14 protein-coding genes are annotated in these 15,478 nt (G+C 31.6%); 10 read left to right on the top strand and 4 right to left on the bottom strand.

Translation table 11 applies throughout. The features are described 5' to 3' along the window. Positions 1-14 precede the first annotated feature (14 nt). The 4 genes from QGM60_RS10445 to QGM60_RS10430 are packed head-to-tail and all read left to right on the top strand — an operon-like array spanning position 15 to position 4,659. Positions 15-959: a FemAB family protein gene (locus tag QGM60_RS10445; protein WP_281140185.1), complete on the top strand. Its 945-nt coding sequence runs from the start codon at positions 15-17 to the stop codon at positions 957-959. Next, a complete protein-coding gene (locus QGM60_RS10440) occupies positions 959-2,053 on the top strand; it encodes a DegT/DnrJ/EryC1/StrS family aminotransferase (RefSeq protein WP_281140184.1) in 1,095 nt (364 codons plus the stop codon). Before QGM60_RS10445 ends, QGM60_RS10440 begins: the two co-directional genes overlap by 1 nt. Next, the gene (locus tag QGM60_RS10435; protein WP_281140183.1) at positions 2,054-3,364 is read left to right on the top strand and encodes an O-antigen translocase; all 1,311 of its coding nucleotides are present in this window, start codon (positions 2,054-2,056) and stop codon (positions 3,362-3,364) included. Positions 3,365-3,375: 11 nt separating this feature from the next. Beyond that, entirely contained in the window at positions 3,376-4,659 is a 1,284-nt protein-coding gene (locus QGM60_RS10430) for an O-antigen translocase (RefSeq protein ID WP_281140182.1), read from the top strand. A gap of 8 nt (positions 4,660-4,667) precedes the next feature. Here QGM60_RS10430 and QGM60_RS10425 read toward each other — a convergent pair whose 3' ends face one another. Further along, positions 4,668-5,819, bottom strand: coding sequence for a glycosyltransferase (locus tag QGM60_RS10425; RefSeq protein ID WP_281140181.1), 1,152 nt, complete (start codon positions 5,817-5,819; stop codon positions 4,668-4,670). A 35-nt stretch (positions 5,820-5,854) separates the two neighbouring features. On the opposite strand from QGM60_RS10425, the gene QGM60_RS10420 reads away from it, so the two are divergent. Both QGM60_RS10420 and QGM60_RS10415 read left to right on the top strand, forming a co-directional pair. Beyond that, a complete protein-coding gene (locus QGM60_RS10420) occupies positions 5,855-6,949 on the top strand; it encodes a glycosyltransferase (RefSeq protein WP_281140180.1) in 1,095 nt (364 codons plus the stop codon). Then, the gene (locus QGM60_RS10415) at positions 6,939-7,352 is read left to right on the top strand and encodes an FdtA/QdtA family cupin domain-containing protein (protein ID WP_281140179.1); all 414 of its coding nucleotides are present in this window, start codon (positions 6,939-6,941) and stop codon (positions 7,350-7,352) included. The genes QGM60_RS10420 and QGM60_RS10415 overlap by 11 nt, the downstream gene beginning before the upstream one ends. On the opposite strand, the gene QGM60_RS10410 is transcribed toward QGM60_RS10415, so the two are convergent. From QGM60_RS10410 to QGM60_RS10400, 3 genes are read right to left on the bottom strand one after another with little or no spacing between them, the layout of a single operon-like run. Next, on the bottom strand, positions 7,335-8,270 hold the full coding sequence (locus QGM60_RS10410) for a glycosyltransferase family A protein (protein ID WP_281140178.1): 936 nt from the start codon (positions 8,268-8,270) through the stop codon (positions 7,335-7,337). The genes QGM60_RS10415 and QGM60_RS10410 overlap by 18 nt on opposite strands. Continuing rightward, complete coding sequence (locus QGM60_RS10405; RefSeq protein WP_281140177.1) at positions 8,270-9,124, bottom strand: glycosyltransferase; 855 nt, start codon at positions 9,122-9,124, stop codon at positions 8,270-8,272. Before QGM60_RS10405 ends, QGM60_RS10410 begins: the two co-directional genes overlap by 1 nt. A gap of 2 nt (positions 9,125-9,126) precedes the next feature. Next, complete coding sequence (locus tag QGM60_RS10400) at positions 9,127-9,810, bottom strand: ATP-binding cassette domain-containing protein (protein ID WP_281140176.1); 684 nt, start codon at positions 9,808-9,810, stop codon at positions 9,127-9,129. Between the two features lie 222 nt (positions 9,811-10,032). Between QGM60_RS10400 and QGM60_RS10395 the strand changes: the two genes are divergently transcribed. The 4 genes from QGM60_RS10395 to QGM60_RS10380 all read left to right on the top strand — a co-directional run bounded on the left by QGM60_RS10395 (position 10,033) and on the right by QGM60_RS10380 (position 15,437). Beyond that, positions 10,033-13,056, top strand: a complete 3,024-nt coding sequence (locus QGM60_RS10395) for a tetratricopeptide repeat protein (protein WP_281140175.1) — start codon at positions 10,033-10,035, stop codon at positions 13,054-13,056. A 72-nt stretch (positions 13,057-13,128) separates the two neighbouring features. Beyond that, entirely contained in the window at positions 13,129-13,479 is a 351-nt protein-coding gene (locus QGM60_RS10390) for a gliding motility-associated C-terminal domain-containing protein (protein WP_281140174.1), read from the top strand. Next, positions 13,480-13,680 (top strand): hypothetical protein, encoded by a 201-nt coding sequence (locus QGM60_RS10385; protein WP_281140173.1) that lies wholly within the window; start codon positions 13,480-13,482, stop codon positions 13,678-13,680. A 29-nt stretch (positions 13,681-13,709) separates the two neighbouring features. Next, positions 13,710-15,437: a TonB-dependent receptor gene (locus tag QGM60_RS10380; RefSeq protein WP_281140172.1), complete on the top strand. Its 1,728-nt coding sequence runs from the start codon at positions 13,710-13,712 to the stop codon at positions 15,435-15,437. Positions 15,438-15,478: the final 41 nt, after the last annotated feature.

The raw sequence follows: 15,478 nt of genomic DNA, 5'->3' as shown, positions 1-15,478 counted from the left end.
ATTACATTTGATTAATGTCAGATTATATAGTAGAACGTTACCAAAATAAGCATCAAAACCTCTGGAACGATTTTGTCTTAAAAAGCAATCAAGACAGCTTTTTGTTTCATAGGGAATTCATGGACTATCATTCTGATAGATTTATGGATTTTTCACTTATGATATACAATAATGGTATATTGATAGCTTTGTTACCAGCAAATAGAGTTGATGACAAAATTTTTTCACATCAAGGATTGACATATGGAGGTTTGATTTATACAGAAGGTACTGATAGAGATCAAATAGAAGTTGTTTTTCAATCAATAATTGAGTATTTAAAAAAGAGTGAATTCACAGATGTTTATATTAAATCTTTACCTGAATTTTATGATAACAATAGTTTGGTTGTAAGTGAAATTATGGCTAACAAAGGATTCGAAATCTATAAGACCGATAGGGTTTTAGCTGTTGATTATAATAGGCCACTTACTGTTCATAAAACTAAACTTAAGAATTATCGAAAAAGCACAAAAAAAGGATTTAAAATAAAAGAAACCGATGACTTATCTCTATTTTGGAAAGAGGTTCTGGTTCCGAGATTGAAAGAAAAACACAACGCAAGACCTGTGCATAATTTAGAAGAAATAACCTTGTTAAAATCTAGGTTTCCTAGTAAGATTAGGCAATTCAATATTTATTTAGAGGATGAAATATTGGCCGGCATTACCATTTTCGATAAAGGTAATGTTGTAAAATCTCAATATGGTGCAACAACTTCAAAAGGTGAACGAACCCGAGCATTAGAATATATATTTTTATATTTAATCTATCAATACAAAGATTTAGGTAAAATTTATTTTTCTATGGGAACAGTTAGGGAAGATAACGAATTAGGATACAACCCAGGTCTGTTAAAACAAAAAGAAGAGTTGGGCTGTACATCATATTATCAAAACTTCTTTAAGTTGAAGCTATAATGATTAAGTTTTTAGATCTATATAAAATCAATCAACGGTTTAACGACGAATTTAATGCTACTTTTAATGAATCATTAGAGCAATCTCATTTCATATTGGGTAACAACGTTACTGATTTTGAAAAAGAATTTACTAACTACTGTGGTACAAAATATTGTATAGGTACTGGTAATGGTTTGGATGCATTAACATTGATTCTCAAAGGTTATATTCATTTAGGAAAACTGAAGAAAGGAGATAAGGTAATAGTACCTGCCAATACGTTTATTGCCACAATATTATCTGTTTTGCACGCCGATTTAGAACCTGTATTTGTTGAGCCCAATTCTAGAACCTATAACTTGTCAGCAGAAGATGTGGAGCTCAATATAGAAGGTGTGAAAGCTATAATAATGGTTCACTTGTATGGTCAATTAGCAGATGTTGAAAAATTAAAGTTTTTGGCAGAAAAGCATAAGTTGTTACTTATTGAAGATGCTGCGCAAGCTCATGGAGCCGAGTGTGGATTAGGTAAAGCAGGTGCTTTATCAGATGCAGCAGCATTTAGTTTTTATCCAAGTAAAAATCTAGGGGCTTTGGGAGACGGAGGTTGTGTTACAACTAATGATTCAGGGTTGTCTAGTGCTATAATCTTATTGCGTAATTATGGTAGTACCGAAAAGTATAAAAATGAAATAATTGGGTATAATAGTCGTTTGGATGATATGCAAGCGGCTTTCCTGAAAATTAAACTTAGACACTTAGATGTTGATAACGAAAGACGTAGAGCAATAGCAAATACCTATCTTGAAAACGTTAAGAATAAAAAGATAACACTACCATATTATGATGGATCTAAAAACCATGTTTTTTATGCTTTTGTAGTTGAGGTTGATAATCGTGAAGATTTCATTCAATTTTTAGACCATAATAATATTCAGTGGTTAATTCATTATCCAGTGGCGCCTCACAAACAGAAAGCATTTTCTGTATTTTCTCATTTAAAATTGCCTTTAACTGAGAAGATTCAAAAAAGAGTTATAAGTTTGCCAATAAGTCCTGTAATGACAAATAATGAAATTCGGACAGTAGTGAATGTCCTAAATGCGTATTGATTGAAAAGGTTTTTTCATTATATAAATAACGAAGTATTAATAGAAGCTGCAGGTTTAAATAGAGCTAACATTAGCTTAAAAATTGTAGCAGGAATTCTTATTTCTAAATTCATAGCTATTTATATAGGTCCTCAGGGAATGGCTCTTATAGGGAACCTTCGAAATTTTCTAAGTGCTATTCAATCCATGGCGATTTCTGGATTGTATAAAGGTTTTGTAAAGGCAATAGGACAATTTAAGTATGAAGCTAAGGAATTGTCAAAAACCTTATCTACTGTTTTTTATGCAGGTTTTTTTTCTTCCATATTTTTAGCCTTTTTATGTTATTACAATGCTGAATTTATCAATGATTTAATTTTCTCTGATAACTACAACTATATCTATGTTATAGAAATTCTAGCATTAGTATTGCCGTTTTATGCATTGAATATGTTTTCGTTTGCAATAATGAACGGTTTCTCAAAGTATAAAATATTACTGGTAATCAATATTTTGGGTCAAGTCTTAGGGTTGTTAGTGACATTACTCTTGATAAAACAAGAAAATATTGACGGAGCCTTAATGGCTGTAGTTATTACGCCAGCTTTAAATTTACTTATAACAATAGTTGGTATTGCATTTAGAAAAAGTTTAGTTGGTTCAATCAATATTACAGATATTAGTTTAGGTGTTTTGAAGAAACTAAGCCCTGATATGATTATGGCTTTGGTCTCTGCTGTGGCAGTACCTATTGTTATGATTATTATTAGGAATTATTTAATTTCTGAAGTTGGTATAAAATCCGCTGGCTATTGGACTGCAATGACGCGTGTATCCGACTATTATTTAATGTTCATTAATTCTTTGATGACGCTTTATATATTGCCGAGATTTAAGGAAATATCTACCAAAACGGAATTCAGAAAAGAAGTTTTTAGTTTTTACAAAAGCATTTTGCCAATCTTACTTTTAATATTGTTGATCATTTATTTTAGCAGATCGCTTCTTATTACGGTCCTATTTACAGAGGATTTCAGACCTGTCGAAGATTTGTTTGGTTATCAAATTTTAGGTGACATATTTCGTGTTTTGTCTATGGTGATTGCTTATCAGTTTTTAGCTAAAAAGATGTTTGCGCATTTTATAGTTTTGGAAGTTTTTTTGTTTGTTACCATGTATTTTTCAAGTGTTTATTTAGTAGATGCATTTGGTCTTGAAGGTGCGGTTATGGGACATTGCTTGAGTTACATTATGTATTTTGGAATAATCCTGCTCATTTTTGGTAGTTCTTTGTTTGGAGTTTTAACCGAGGAAGGTGAAACCGATTATTAAATTATAAAAACGTGAAGCTTCCAAAGTTCATTAGCGGTAATACTGTGTTAAAAATAACTTCGCTTAACGCAGTGGTTATTTCCATAAGGCTAGTTGTATCCGTAATAATACAAAGAATACTAGCGATAATGTTAGGTGAGGCTGGTATTGCAAGTATTGGTCAAATCCGAAACTTAATGGTAATGCTTACGAGCACATCTACATTAGGTGTTTTTAATGGTTTGGTTAAATATGTTTCTGAGTTTAAGGAAAATAAAACGGAACTTTCAAAAGTCTTTTCTACAGCTAGTATATTTATTCTTTCAGGATCCTTTATCACAGGATTCGCACTATTTTTCTGGGCTGACTTCTTATCTAAAGAGTTATTTAGCTCTATAGATTATGTGTATGTCTTTTGGATTTTAGCTGTCATTGTACCTTTTGTCGCTGTAAATCGAACCATAAATGCTGTTGTAAATGGATTGTCAGATTATAAAAGATATGCTAAAATAGAGCTGATAGGTTACCTTTTAGCATCGTTAGCATTAATCATAGGACTTTATACTTCAGCACTAAAAGGGGTGTTAATTGCTATAGCTATTTCACCTGTAATTCAGCTTTTGGTATTATTATTTGTTTTCGGAAAAACACTTCAAAATCATATAAAGTTAAGTGACCTTAAATTTAATATACCTTACAAAAAAGAGTTTTTGTCATTTACATTGATGTCTTTTGTATCTACCTTTTTGTTAAACTTTATTGAATTAGATATAAGAACACTGATTACGGACGAACTAAATATAAATGAAGCGGGTTACTGGACAGCTTTGACCTTTATATCCAAAAATTACATGGTCTTTGCGACAGGATTATTTACGTTATATGTTATTCCGAAATTTGCAAACATTCACACGGGTCATGAGTTTAAGGCAGAAGTTTTAAATATTTATAAGACTATCCTTCCTATTTTTGGATTAGGCATGTTGTTGGTTTATTTACTCAAAGGACTAATTGTGCAACTTGTATACCCTAATTTTGAAGGTATGCTTCCGTTATTTAAATGGCAGTTGTTAGGTGATTTTGTAAGACTAGCTTCATTAGTACTAGCACATCAGTTCTTAGCGAAACGTTTAGTGAAAAGCTTTATTATTACAGAAGTGATATCGCTAGTTTTGTTTTTTGTACTATCAAAATTATTTCTTCAGAGTTATGGTACGGAAGGTGTTGTAATTGCACACTTTGTACGCTACATCGTGTATTTCATCATCGTTATTTTTTCTATAAAAGTTTATTACAATAAGAAGAAACTTAAGTAATCATAAATCTATGATGGTTTTGTTTGGTCCCAGATTTCCAAATATTTCTTAGCGCAGTCAATATGATTGTGGTACTTCTCAACAAAAATTCTGGCATTTACAGAGATATCAGATATTTTGTCAGGGTTTGAAATTAACCATTCAAGTTTTGTCACGATATTTTCTACTTCAGGTAAGGCATTAATAGCAATTGTATCTTCTTTTATGCTGTAGTATTCTAGCCATTCTTTTTCTGCACCAGTAAAAACTACTTTTCCTTTTGCCATAGCTTCTAGAGCGTTAAAGCCTTGATCATAAGCATAAACTTGGTCTAGAAGAATATGAGCTTTGTCAAAGCTATTTATGTATTGTTTGTACGGTAGATTTTCAGCAACAATAATCTCAACTTTATCAGAAAATTTTTCCTCAATAATTTTTAGGGCAGCTTCAAAAATATCATTACCTTTTTTATAGTAATTATATCGATTGATACCATGGAAAATCACAACTTTGTCTGTCACTACTGACTTTTCAAATTTTAATTCATCAAGATTAATGGCATGAGGAATCATACCTAAATACTTTGGATGATTTAGAAGCGGAAGATGATAGTCTAAGTCATTACCTATAACACCTTCAATTTTAGAAAAAAGATACTTATGTAGTTTAATGTGTTCAGGACTTAAATAACTCAAGGCAGGAGAAAAATCTTTTTTAGAACCTTTGTTCTCAAAATAAGGAGTTAAAATATCGTATCTGAATTTTTTATCATAAGCATATTTTACACTTGGATAGTCTAATCCACAGGATAAGAGATAAAAAGAGCAATCGTTCCAATCGCATAACCAATTGAATATTTGTGTGTGACTTTTGCGTTCAAAAGGAAACGGAGCTTCATTGATGAATTGAACGATATCAAACCCAGAGAGTTCCTTTTTCTTTTCTTTAAATTGTTTTTTTACTGAAAGAGCTAAAAGGTCAATTTTAAAAACTAAATAAAGAAAAACCCTTATTTTCTTCAATAAAAAAGAAGTATAATGGTCTTTGATTTCAATATCAACATCGACTTTTTTAAAACCATCCCTATTAGCTACAACAACGGCTTCATGCCCTAATTCTTCAAGCCCTTTTTTAATGTTGAAATGAGCTTTGTTGTATTCGCCAACTAGTAATATCTTCATTAATATTATTACATTTGGGATAAATATAAGCGTTAATGCCAAAACATAATAATTTAAAAATATGTATCGTTGCAACTTCTTTAAGCAATGGTGGTACAGAGCGCTTTGCTTCTACATTATCTTTTATACTAGATAGCCTGGGCTATGATGTGTTTCTTTTGTCTACTAAAGACAGTATAGATTATCATTATGCAGGTCAGCTTTATAATTTAGAGAAGGAAGCTGGTTCTGTAAATAATGTTCAAAAACTTATTTGTCTATATAAGTTTTTCAGAAACGAAAATTTTGATATAATTATAGATAACAGAGCGAGAAGAGATTTTATAAAAGAGTTTTTGATTTATCGATTCGCTTATAAAAAATCAAGGATTATTTCAATGATTCATAATTATAATATTTATAATTATTTTCCAGGTTCTAAAAGTAGAGCTAGGTTGATTTATAAGTCTAATAATGAATTTGTAGGAGTCAGTAGAAGTATAAAGGATAGAGTGATTTCTGAATATGGATTTGAAAATATTAAGTATATATATAATCCAGTAAATCTTCAAGAGTTACAGAAAAAGGCAAATGAATTCATTGTAGAGCTTCCTTATCAATATATTTTGTACTATGGAAGGTTTGAGGAAGTGGCAAAGAACTTAACACTAATGATTAAAAGTTATGCCAAATCGCAATTAAATAAACAGTCCGTTAAACTTTTACTGATGGGAAAAGGTGATGATTATGATTATCTTAGAAAATTGGTGGAAAGACTTCAATTACAAGATATGGTGGTTTTTATGGATTACAACCCAAATCCGTTTCCTTATGTGAAACAAGCACTCTTCACAACGTTAAGTAGTAAGTATGAAGGTTTTCCAATGAGTATTATAGAATCTCTTGCTGTTGGAACTCCTGTAGTTTCTGTTGATTGTGATTCAGGACCGAGTGAAGTCATAAAAGATCGAGAAAATGGTTTGTTGGTAAAAAACTATGACGAAGAAGCATTGTCCTTAGCGTTTGATATGTTTTTAGAAGATGAACCGTTATATTTGAATTGTAAAAAAAAAGCGCCCAAAAGTGTTGCTCATCTCGATGTTAACGTTATAACTAATGCGTGGAAATCTATTCTAGAAAATGAAGCATAATTCAATAGAAGACTGTCGGTTAATTACCATCCCAAAAGTTCATGATGAACGAGGAAGTCTTGCCGTAATAGAAAAAACAGTTGTGCCGTTTTCTATAAAAAGAGTCTATTATTTATATGATGTGCCTAGTGATAGTTATAGAGGTGGTCATGCACACAAAAAGCAAGAATCAATAATTATAGCGCTAAGTGGAAGTTTTACTATCCTTATTGATGATGGCTCTCAGAAGAAAAAGATTATACTTAATAAACCTAATCAAGGCTTGTTTTTACCAACAGGGATTTGGCGAGAAATTGAAAATTTTTCTTCAGGTTCTGTTTGTTTAGTTTTAGCTTCAACTGAGTTTGAGGAAGTAGACTATATTAGAGATTATGAGTCCTTTGAATTATTTAAAAGCAGTTAGATAAATATTCCTTTTGATTAGCCAAGCCTGAAACCTCTTTAAAAAAACTAATAGTGACCTTGGTGACTTTAAAAGAGCCTTTTGTTTGTAATTAAGATTTTTATAATCAATGTTCTGCTTTGCAGAATTATAGATGAAATTTTCGTTTAGAATTTTACACCTTATAGCTAAGGCATATCTGTTCACGTCTAAAAATAGTTTTAGGGACTTATTCTCATTTTCTTCGGCTGTAAAACGATTTAAAAATTGAAGCCTTATTTGATTTGTTTCATTCTTGGTTAAACTATCCAGAATATACGATTTGTAAGACATGGTAACTTTTGGGTTAAATGAAACTGAGTAATTCAACCCAAACTTAATCCATAAGTCTAAGTCTTCATTGGTATCTAGAGTTTCATCAAAACAACCCAAGATCTCAAACTTTTCTTTGGTAAAAGCTACGGCAGAAGTCCATGCTACACAATTGATAATACTAGATTTGAAAAAATCCTTCACTAGTACTATGTCTTCTTCGAATTCAAAATTAAATTGTGCTGGTTTTACCGTATTCTCATTAAGAAAAACTTCATAATTATTACAATAGAGTTCAGCATCTGGAAATTTTGAGGTTTGATTCCTAAGTTCGGAAAGATGATTTCTATACCAAATATCATCAGCATCAATCAAGGCTATAAAAGCTCCTTTAGCAAATTTTATTCCATGGTTTCTAGCGTTGGAAGCACCTTTGTTTTCTTGATTAAATAATTTTATTCTGTTGTCTGAAAATTGTTCTAAAACTTCAAGACTATTATCTGTAGAACCGTCATTTATTATTAAAACCTCAAAATCAGTAAAATCTTGATTTAAAACACTTAGTAAGGTGCTTTTTATATAATCAGCCTTGTTGTATAATGGTATTATGACTGAAAAATAAGGCATTACAATTTAGATTTTAAGGTACAAAAATAGCCTAATCGGTATAAATCGAAAAGTAAGAGGGAAGGCTGAGAAGAACTAAAGTTTTTCAGCATTTGATTTTTTGATAATTTAAAAACAATCGTCGGTATCCAATTTAAACGCCAAAAGGATAAAGATTGGTAATAATTATATATTTTAGAATCTCTTCTAGAAATTTTTTTGTCAATTACCAATTCGTTTAAGGTGTTTAAACTTATCTCAACTTTCTTTATAAACTCCAGAGCACTTTCATTATCTAAATGAATAACAGGGTTTTTAATCGAATTAACGGTAATGTTGTTGTTTTCTAATGATTTAAAAAAAAGAACATCCTCGTATCCATATTTGTTTATGGATTCATCAAATAAATTTTGAAGTATTATACTTTTCTTTATAAAAAAATTAGAAGAACACTCAGCTTTTTGTTCACGTTTCTTAGTAAACAGCCATCTCAACCGAAAAGGTTTTGGTGGTTTATTGACGGTTTGAGAAATACCACCGTAAATTACATTTAAATCAAAATGTTCTATATATCTATTGATAAAATTATCATTTTTTGGTAATGTATCACAATCTAAGAATATGAGATTTTCAAATTTAGCTTCTTTAGCCAAAAGATTCCTAATTTTACTACGACCAATATTTTCTTTGAGTTCCCTAAAAGAGCAATTTTCTAATGAGTTGATAGCTCTATTTTGAATTTTGAAATTGGATTTAGAAGCATCATCAAAAACTAAGATTTCAAATTCAACAAGACTTGCTGAACACTGTTTGTGTATTTCTTGTACTAAGGGAACAATATTGTAATTATAGCAAGGGATTAAAACAGATAGCATGATTACCCCTTTCGTTGTACCACTTCAAAAACCTTGTTCTCGTCACACTTTAAAGTTTTACTTGGATATTTAAGAAGTAAAGCATAATCGTGTGTTGCCATAAGAATAGTATTGCCATTTTTGTTAAGTTCTTGAAGCACTTCCATAACATCAACACTAGTTTGAGGATCCAAGTTTCCTGTTGGCTCATCAGCTAAAATCAGTTCAGGATCATTAAGCAAAGCTCTGGCAATAGCAATACGCTGTTGCTCACCTCCGGAAAGCTCATGTGGATATTTAAACCCTTTAGTTTTCATGCCTACTTTATTCAAAACCGTTTCAATTCTATCAGCAATACGGTCTTTTTCTTTCCAGCCTGTCGCTTTGAGCACAAATTCCAGATTTCCATTTATAGTACGATCTGGTAATAGTTTAAAATCTTGAAAAACGATACCCAACTTTCGTCTTAAAAAAGGAATATCTTTTTCTTTCATGGTTCTTAGATCAAAATCCACGATAGAACCTTCACCTTCTGTCAATTCCAAATCGCCATAAAGCGTTTTCATAAAACTACTTTTACCACTTCCGGTTTTACCAATAAGGTATACAAAATCACCTTTTTGCATTTCAAAATTCACCTTAGAAAGCACCATGCTATCTCCTTGGTAAATCGTTGCGTTTCTAAGATGTAAAATAGTTTCTGGCATAGTTGTTTGTCAAATAAATTGAATTAGTGTAAAAGTATTATTAATAATGTCAATTATCAAATCCGTAAGTAAATGTTTAACGCTATTGTTTTGAGATTAATATGTCGCTAGCGTCAATTTTTTAATAAGTCCGTTTATAATTATACCTAATTTCTAGCGTTATAGATTTTGTATTGAATTATATTTGAATATACAAAACATTAAAATCAAAAAACGAAGCTAATGCTATTATTAAAAAGACCATTTTTTATCCTTTTTCTTTTAGTTTCTTCTATAAGTATTGCTCAAAAATCTGCGATTTACACTAGTGATTTGCAAGATTACCAAAAAGCTTTAACCTTATATAATAATCAACAATATAAGGCAGCACAATCCTTGTTTGACGACATAAAAGATACTACTGAAGATGTAACTATAGAATCTGATTGTGCCTATTATATTGCCAATTGTGCAGTGCGACTCAATCAACGAAATGCAGACCAGTTAGTTACGGATTTTGTTGAAGATTATCCAACAAGTACAAAACGAAATACAGCATTTTTAGACGTGGCAGATTATTACTTTAACAACGGTAAGTTTGCTTATGCCAGAAAATGGTACGAAAAAGTTGATGAAGGAAGTATTTCACGTTCAGAAAAAGACCGTTTTAACTTCAATTACGGTTATAGTTTGTATTCTACAAAGGACGAAAAAGAAGCTTCTAAATACCTAAACCGTGTTATAAATTCAAAAGAATATGGTTCTCAAGCTAAGTATTACATCGGTTACATGGCGTATGAAGGTGATGATTATGATACGGCCAATGAGTATTTCGATCAGGTTAGTGATAACGAGAGGTACAAAGAGAAGTTGTCTTATTACCAAGCCGATTTAAACTTCAAATTAGGAAAGTTTGAAAAAGCTATTGAACTAGCCGAAGAGCAGTTGCCAAGAGCACGTGGAGTAGAGGAATCGGAATTAAATAAAATCATTGGTGAGAGTTACTTTAACCTTGAAAAATATGCTGAAGCGCTTCCATACCTAAAAGCCTATGAAGGAAAAAAAGGTAAGTGGAATAATACGGATTATTACCAATTGGGTTATGCTTATTACAAGCAAAATGATTTCGAAGCTGCAATTTCAGAATTCAATAAAATTATTGGAGGTAATAACTCAGTGGCACAAAACGCCTATTATCATTTGGGTGAAAGTTATATTAACTTAGATAAAAAACAAGAAGCACTTAATGCTTTTAGAAATGCATCCCAAATGGATTTTGATGCTAAAATTCAGGAAGATGCTTGGTTAAATTATGCAAAGATTAGTTACGAAATAGGAAATCCGTACCAGTCGGTGCCTCAAGTGTTATCAGGTTATTTAGATCAATATCCTGAAACAGCTTACCGAGAAGAGGTAGAAACATTATTGATAGATTCTTATATCACTTCAAAAAACTACAAAGAAGCTTTAGAGCTTTTAAAAGGGAAAAACAGTTTTGAAAACAAGGTAGCTTATCAAAAAGTAGCCTTCTTTAGAGGTGTGGAGTTGTATAACGAAACAAAGTATAATGAAGCTTCAGAATTATTCAATAATTCTTTAAAAGAGCCTAGAGATCCTGTTTTTGTTGCTAAAGCTACATTCTGGAAAGCTGAAACAGAATACAATCTTACAAACTATAATGATGCTTTAATCGGTTTTAAGCAGTTTGCAGGTATGACAGAAGCTTTGGATTTGCCAGAAAATGATAATCTAGACTATAATTTGGGTTACACCTATTTCAAGTTAAAGGATTATGCTAATGCGTCTACCTATTTCGAAAAATTCATCAATACAAATTCAGAAGATAAGTTACGTCAAAATGATGCTTATCTAAGATTGGCTGATGGTTATTTTGTATCGAGTAAATATCAAAATGCAATTAATGCATACAAAAAAGCCATTCAATTAAATAAAATTGAAACGGATTATGCTGCATTTCAAATCGCCATGAGCGAAGGTTATTTAGGAAATGGTTCTGCAAAAATTGCAGCACTAAATGATTTTATAGGAACCTATCTAAAATCTGCTTTACGAGACGATGCTATGTATGAATTAGCAAACTCTTACGTAAAATCTAATCAGTCAGACAAAGCTATGCAAATGTATGACAGGCTGAATTCTGAATATAAACAAAGTGCTTTCACATCTAAATCATTATTACGTCAAGGTTTGGTGTATTACAATGCCAATGATAACGAGCGTGCATTGACGAAATTTAAAAAAGTAGCTACGGATTTTCCAAATTCAGGTGAAGCTGTTCAAGCTGTGGCAACAGCTCGTTTAATTTATATCGATTTAGGTCGTGTAGACGATTATGCAGCTTGGGTAAGAACTTTAGATTACGTAGAGGTGAGCGATGTGGATTTAGATAATACCACCTATTTAGCCGCAGAAAAACCATATTTAGATAATGATACGGATAAAGCCATCCGTCAGTTTAATAAATATCTTACGCAGTTTCCTAATGGAATTCACGCTTTAAAATCCCATTTCTATTTAGCGCAATTATATTACAAGAAAAACTTATTTGAAAATGCACAACCACATTACAATTATGTTGTTGATGCCTCAAAAAGTGAATATACAGAACAAGCAACGGTTAAACTTTGTGAAATCTACTTAAGCAATAATAACTGGGACAAAGCAATTCCTGTGCTACAGCGATTAGAGGCTGAGGCAGACTATCCTCAAAACGTTATTTACGCACAATCTAACCTAATGAATGCGTATTTTCAAACGGATGATTTCTCAAAAGCGGAAACGTATGCTGAGAAAGTTTTAGCACATTCCAATTTAGATAATAAAGTGAAAAGTGATGCTAAAATTATTATTGCACGCTCGGCAATCAAAACAGGCAATGAAGCTAAAGCAAAAACTGCTTATGCTGATTTAGAAAAAATAGCAACTGGTAGCGTCGCTGCTGAAGCTTTATATTACAAAGGTTATTTTCAAAATAAAGAAGGTAATTACGAAGCTTCAAATACCACAATTCAGAAATTAGCCAAGGATTATAGTAGTTACAAATACTATAGTGCAAAAGGTTTGGTAGTGATGGCTAAGAATTTCTATGCTTTGGGAGATGCGTTTCAAGCCACTTATATTTTGGATAGTGTAATTTCTAATTTCCCAGATTTTGAAGATGTTGTTGCAGAAGCAAAACAAGAATTAAATAAAATAAAAGCTGAAGAAGCGAAAACAAATTCATCAATTGAAACAGATGATAATTAAATCTGGACACTGAGGCTTTCGAAGTGCAAACAGGAATCTCAAATTCGAAATACCAAAACCAATATTCTAATAATGAAAAGTTTTAAGAATTATATACCATTTTTTATCATATTAATATCTGTAGGTGCTTTTATTTCATGTAGAGATGACGATAACAATAATCAAGAAGAGGAGGATGTATTTGCTGCATGTTGTTCTGGATTAACGGCATTTGGTGAAGATGTAGATAATTTAGATCAATCACAAGGAGAAATAGTAGTTGAAAATTTATTTACACCAAATGGTGATGGAACCAATGATTTGTTTGGGATTGAAAATATTGGATTATATGATAATCATACTGTAACCATTTATAATATGAATGATGATGTAATTTTTGAAAGTACAAATTATGGAAGTAATTTGAATGAGTATTTTCCTTAAGTGCCTTATGGCAATTCTGGAGTTGAAGGTATTCCTGATGGAACCTATAAATATATGATAGTTGTAGAAAATGAACAGACATTTAAAAAATCAGGATTCTTTTGCTTATACACAAATAACCCGCCTTTGGAGCAGCAAAACTTTGCTGACTGCAACCCTTTAGAGCCAGGAGAATTTGATCCATTAATTACAGGTAATTAATTCAAAAAGATTCAATCAAAACATTAAACATGAAACTAAAGTTTTTAATTTTTATAATCACTATATCAAGCAGTTTATCAATAGTTGCCCAAGAACGCACCAAAGACACTATTGATGACCAAGTGGTAAATGTCATTAAACCTTATACTCCAACAATTTCGGATGCCTTTAAAATTAAGGATGCACCAAAGTTGAACGATTCTAGTACGGTAAAGAAAAAGGAAGTGAAATACAATATCTTTTCAATTCCAGTGGCATCAACATTTACACCAGCAAAAGGCAAAGCAGCAACTGTGGAAAAGGCGCGCAAAGTAAAATTATACGATAATTATGCGTCTCTTGGTGCAGGAACTTATACAACGCTTATTGGTGAAGTGTATCTTAACCATGAGTTAAGTAGTGGTGAAAGTGTTGGTGGTTATTTTAGTCATCATTCATCAGGTGGAGGTATTGATGGAGTGCAACTAGACGATGATTTTCTTAAAACAAATCTTAATGCATACTATTCACAAAAGCTAAGAGATTTCTCTTGGAAAGTTAATGGTGGTTTCGAGATTCAAAGTTATAACTGGTATGGCGTTCCAGAGAATTTTTATACAAATGAGCAAATCGGTATGATAGATCCAGGACATACCTTTACAAGTTTTAATTTAGGTGGAAAATTGAATTTTGATGATGCTATTATCGATAACGGTAGTTTAAGATTTAGACGTTTTGGTGACAACCAAGGTTCGGGTGAAAATCGTTTTGTAGCCAATGCAGGTTTTGATATTCCTATTCAAGGAGAAATCATCTCTGCTGACATTTTTGTAGATTATGTAGGTGGTAGTTTTGATAATGATTTTGCTAATTCAGGAGAAGAATTAAAGTATGGTAATGTCATTTTTGGATTAGCACCTTCTTACCAATTAATTCAAGATGATTTAACAGTTGATTTAGGTGTGAAATTTGTCTACTCAAATGATTTGGAGTACAGTGATAGTAAGTTCTTTATTTATCCAAATATTGAAGCGTCTTACCGTGTAGTAGATGAAATTTTAATTGGTTATGCAGGAGTAAAAGGTGGTTTACAACAAAATTCATATTATGATTTTGCAAATGAAAATCCGTTTGTGTCTCCAAATCTATTAATTACTCCAACAGATCAAGCTTACAACGGATTTATAGGTTTAAAAGGGAAGTTGTCTAATAGCATTAGCTACAATGTTAGAGGAAACTATTACGCAGACAATAACAAAGCGTTGTTTAAAGCTAATAATACCTACGAATTGCCGGAAGAGGATTATCTATATGGAAACTCGTTTGGAGTGGTTTATGATGATTTAACCACATTTTCGATAGCAGGAGAATTGAATGTCGATGTGAATAGAAATTTCACTTTAGGTGTTAAAGGCGAGTATTTTAGTTACAATACAGATAACCAAGAAGAGGCTTGGAATTTACCAGATATTACAGGTTCAGTATTTTTAGATTATCAGATTTCTGAACAATGGTTTGCTGGAGCAAGTGCTTTCTTTGTGGGTGAACGAAAAGATCAAAGTTTACAGGTTGGTCCGTCAATTTTCCCAGATCTTACACCAGCAACTTTAGATAGCTATTTTGATGTTAATGCACATGTAGGTTATAAAATAAATGATCAACTTTCGGTATTTGCAAAGGGTAATAACTTGTTTAACCAAGATTACCAACGCTATTTAAATTTCCCTGTGCAAGGCATACAGATTTTAGCAGGTGCAACATATCAGTTTGATTTTTAATATCCTATGGTTAGTTTTTATCAAAAAGTATTATATTTCGC

The sequence above is a fragment of the Winogradskyella sp. SYSU M77433 genome (genome assembly GCF_029911945.1).
Taxonomy (GTDB): Bacteria; Bacteroidota; Bacteroidia; order Flavobacteriales; family Flavobacteriaceae; genus Winogradskyella.
Note: the sequence above shows the minus strand (reverse complement) of the source record. Positions and strands in the feature narration are given on the sequence as shown.

Excerpts from the sequence above, each read along its gene's own strand:
- QGM60_RS10410 (WP_281140178.1), bottom strand. The coding sequence starts at position 8,270 with ATGCCTTATTTTTCAGTCATAATACCATTATACAACAAGGCTGATTAT.
- QGM60_RS10420 (WP_281140180.1), top strand. The coding sequence starts at position 5,855 with ATGCCAAAACATAATAATTTAAAAATATGTATCGTTGCAACTTCTTTA.
- QGM60_RS10445 (WP_281140185.1), top strand. The coding sequence starts at position 15 with ATGTCAGATTATATAGTAGAACGTTACCAAAATAAGCATCAAAACCTC.
- QGM60_RS10425 (WP_281140181.1), bottom strand. The coding sequence starts at position 5,819 with ATGAAGATATTACTAGTTGGCGAATACAACAAAGCTCATTTCAACATT.
- QGM60_RS10440 (WP_281140184.1), top strand. The coding sequence starts at position 959 with ATGATTAAGTTTTTAGATCTATATAAAATCAATCAACGGTTTAACGAC.
- QGM60_RS10405 (WP_281140177.1), bottom strand. The coding sequence starts at position 9,124 with ATGCTATCTGTTTTAATCCCTTGCTATAATTACAATATTGTTCCCTTA.
- QGM60_RS10400 (WP_281140176.1), bottom strand. The coding sequence starts at position 9,810 with ATGCCAGAAACTATTTTACATCTTAGAAACGCAACGATTTACCAAGGA.
- QGM60_RS10395 (WP_281140175.1), top strand. The coding sequence starts at position 10,033 with ATGCTATTATTAAAAAGACCATTTTTTATCCTTTTTCTTTTAGTTTCT.
- QGM60_RS10415 (WP_281140179.1), top strand. The coding sequence starts at position 6,939 with ATGAAGCATAATTCAATAGAAGACTGTCGGTTAATTACCATCCCAAAA.
- QGM60_RS10380 (WP_281140172.1), top strand. The coding sequence starts at position 13,710 with ATGAAACTAAAGTTTTTAATTTTTATAATCACTATATCAAGCAGTTTA.
- QGM60_RS10390 (WP_281140174.1), top strand. The coding sequence starts at position 13,129 with ATGAAAAGTTTTAAGAATTATATACCATTTTTTATCATATTAATATCT.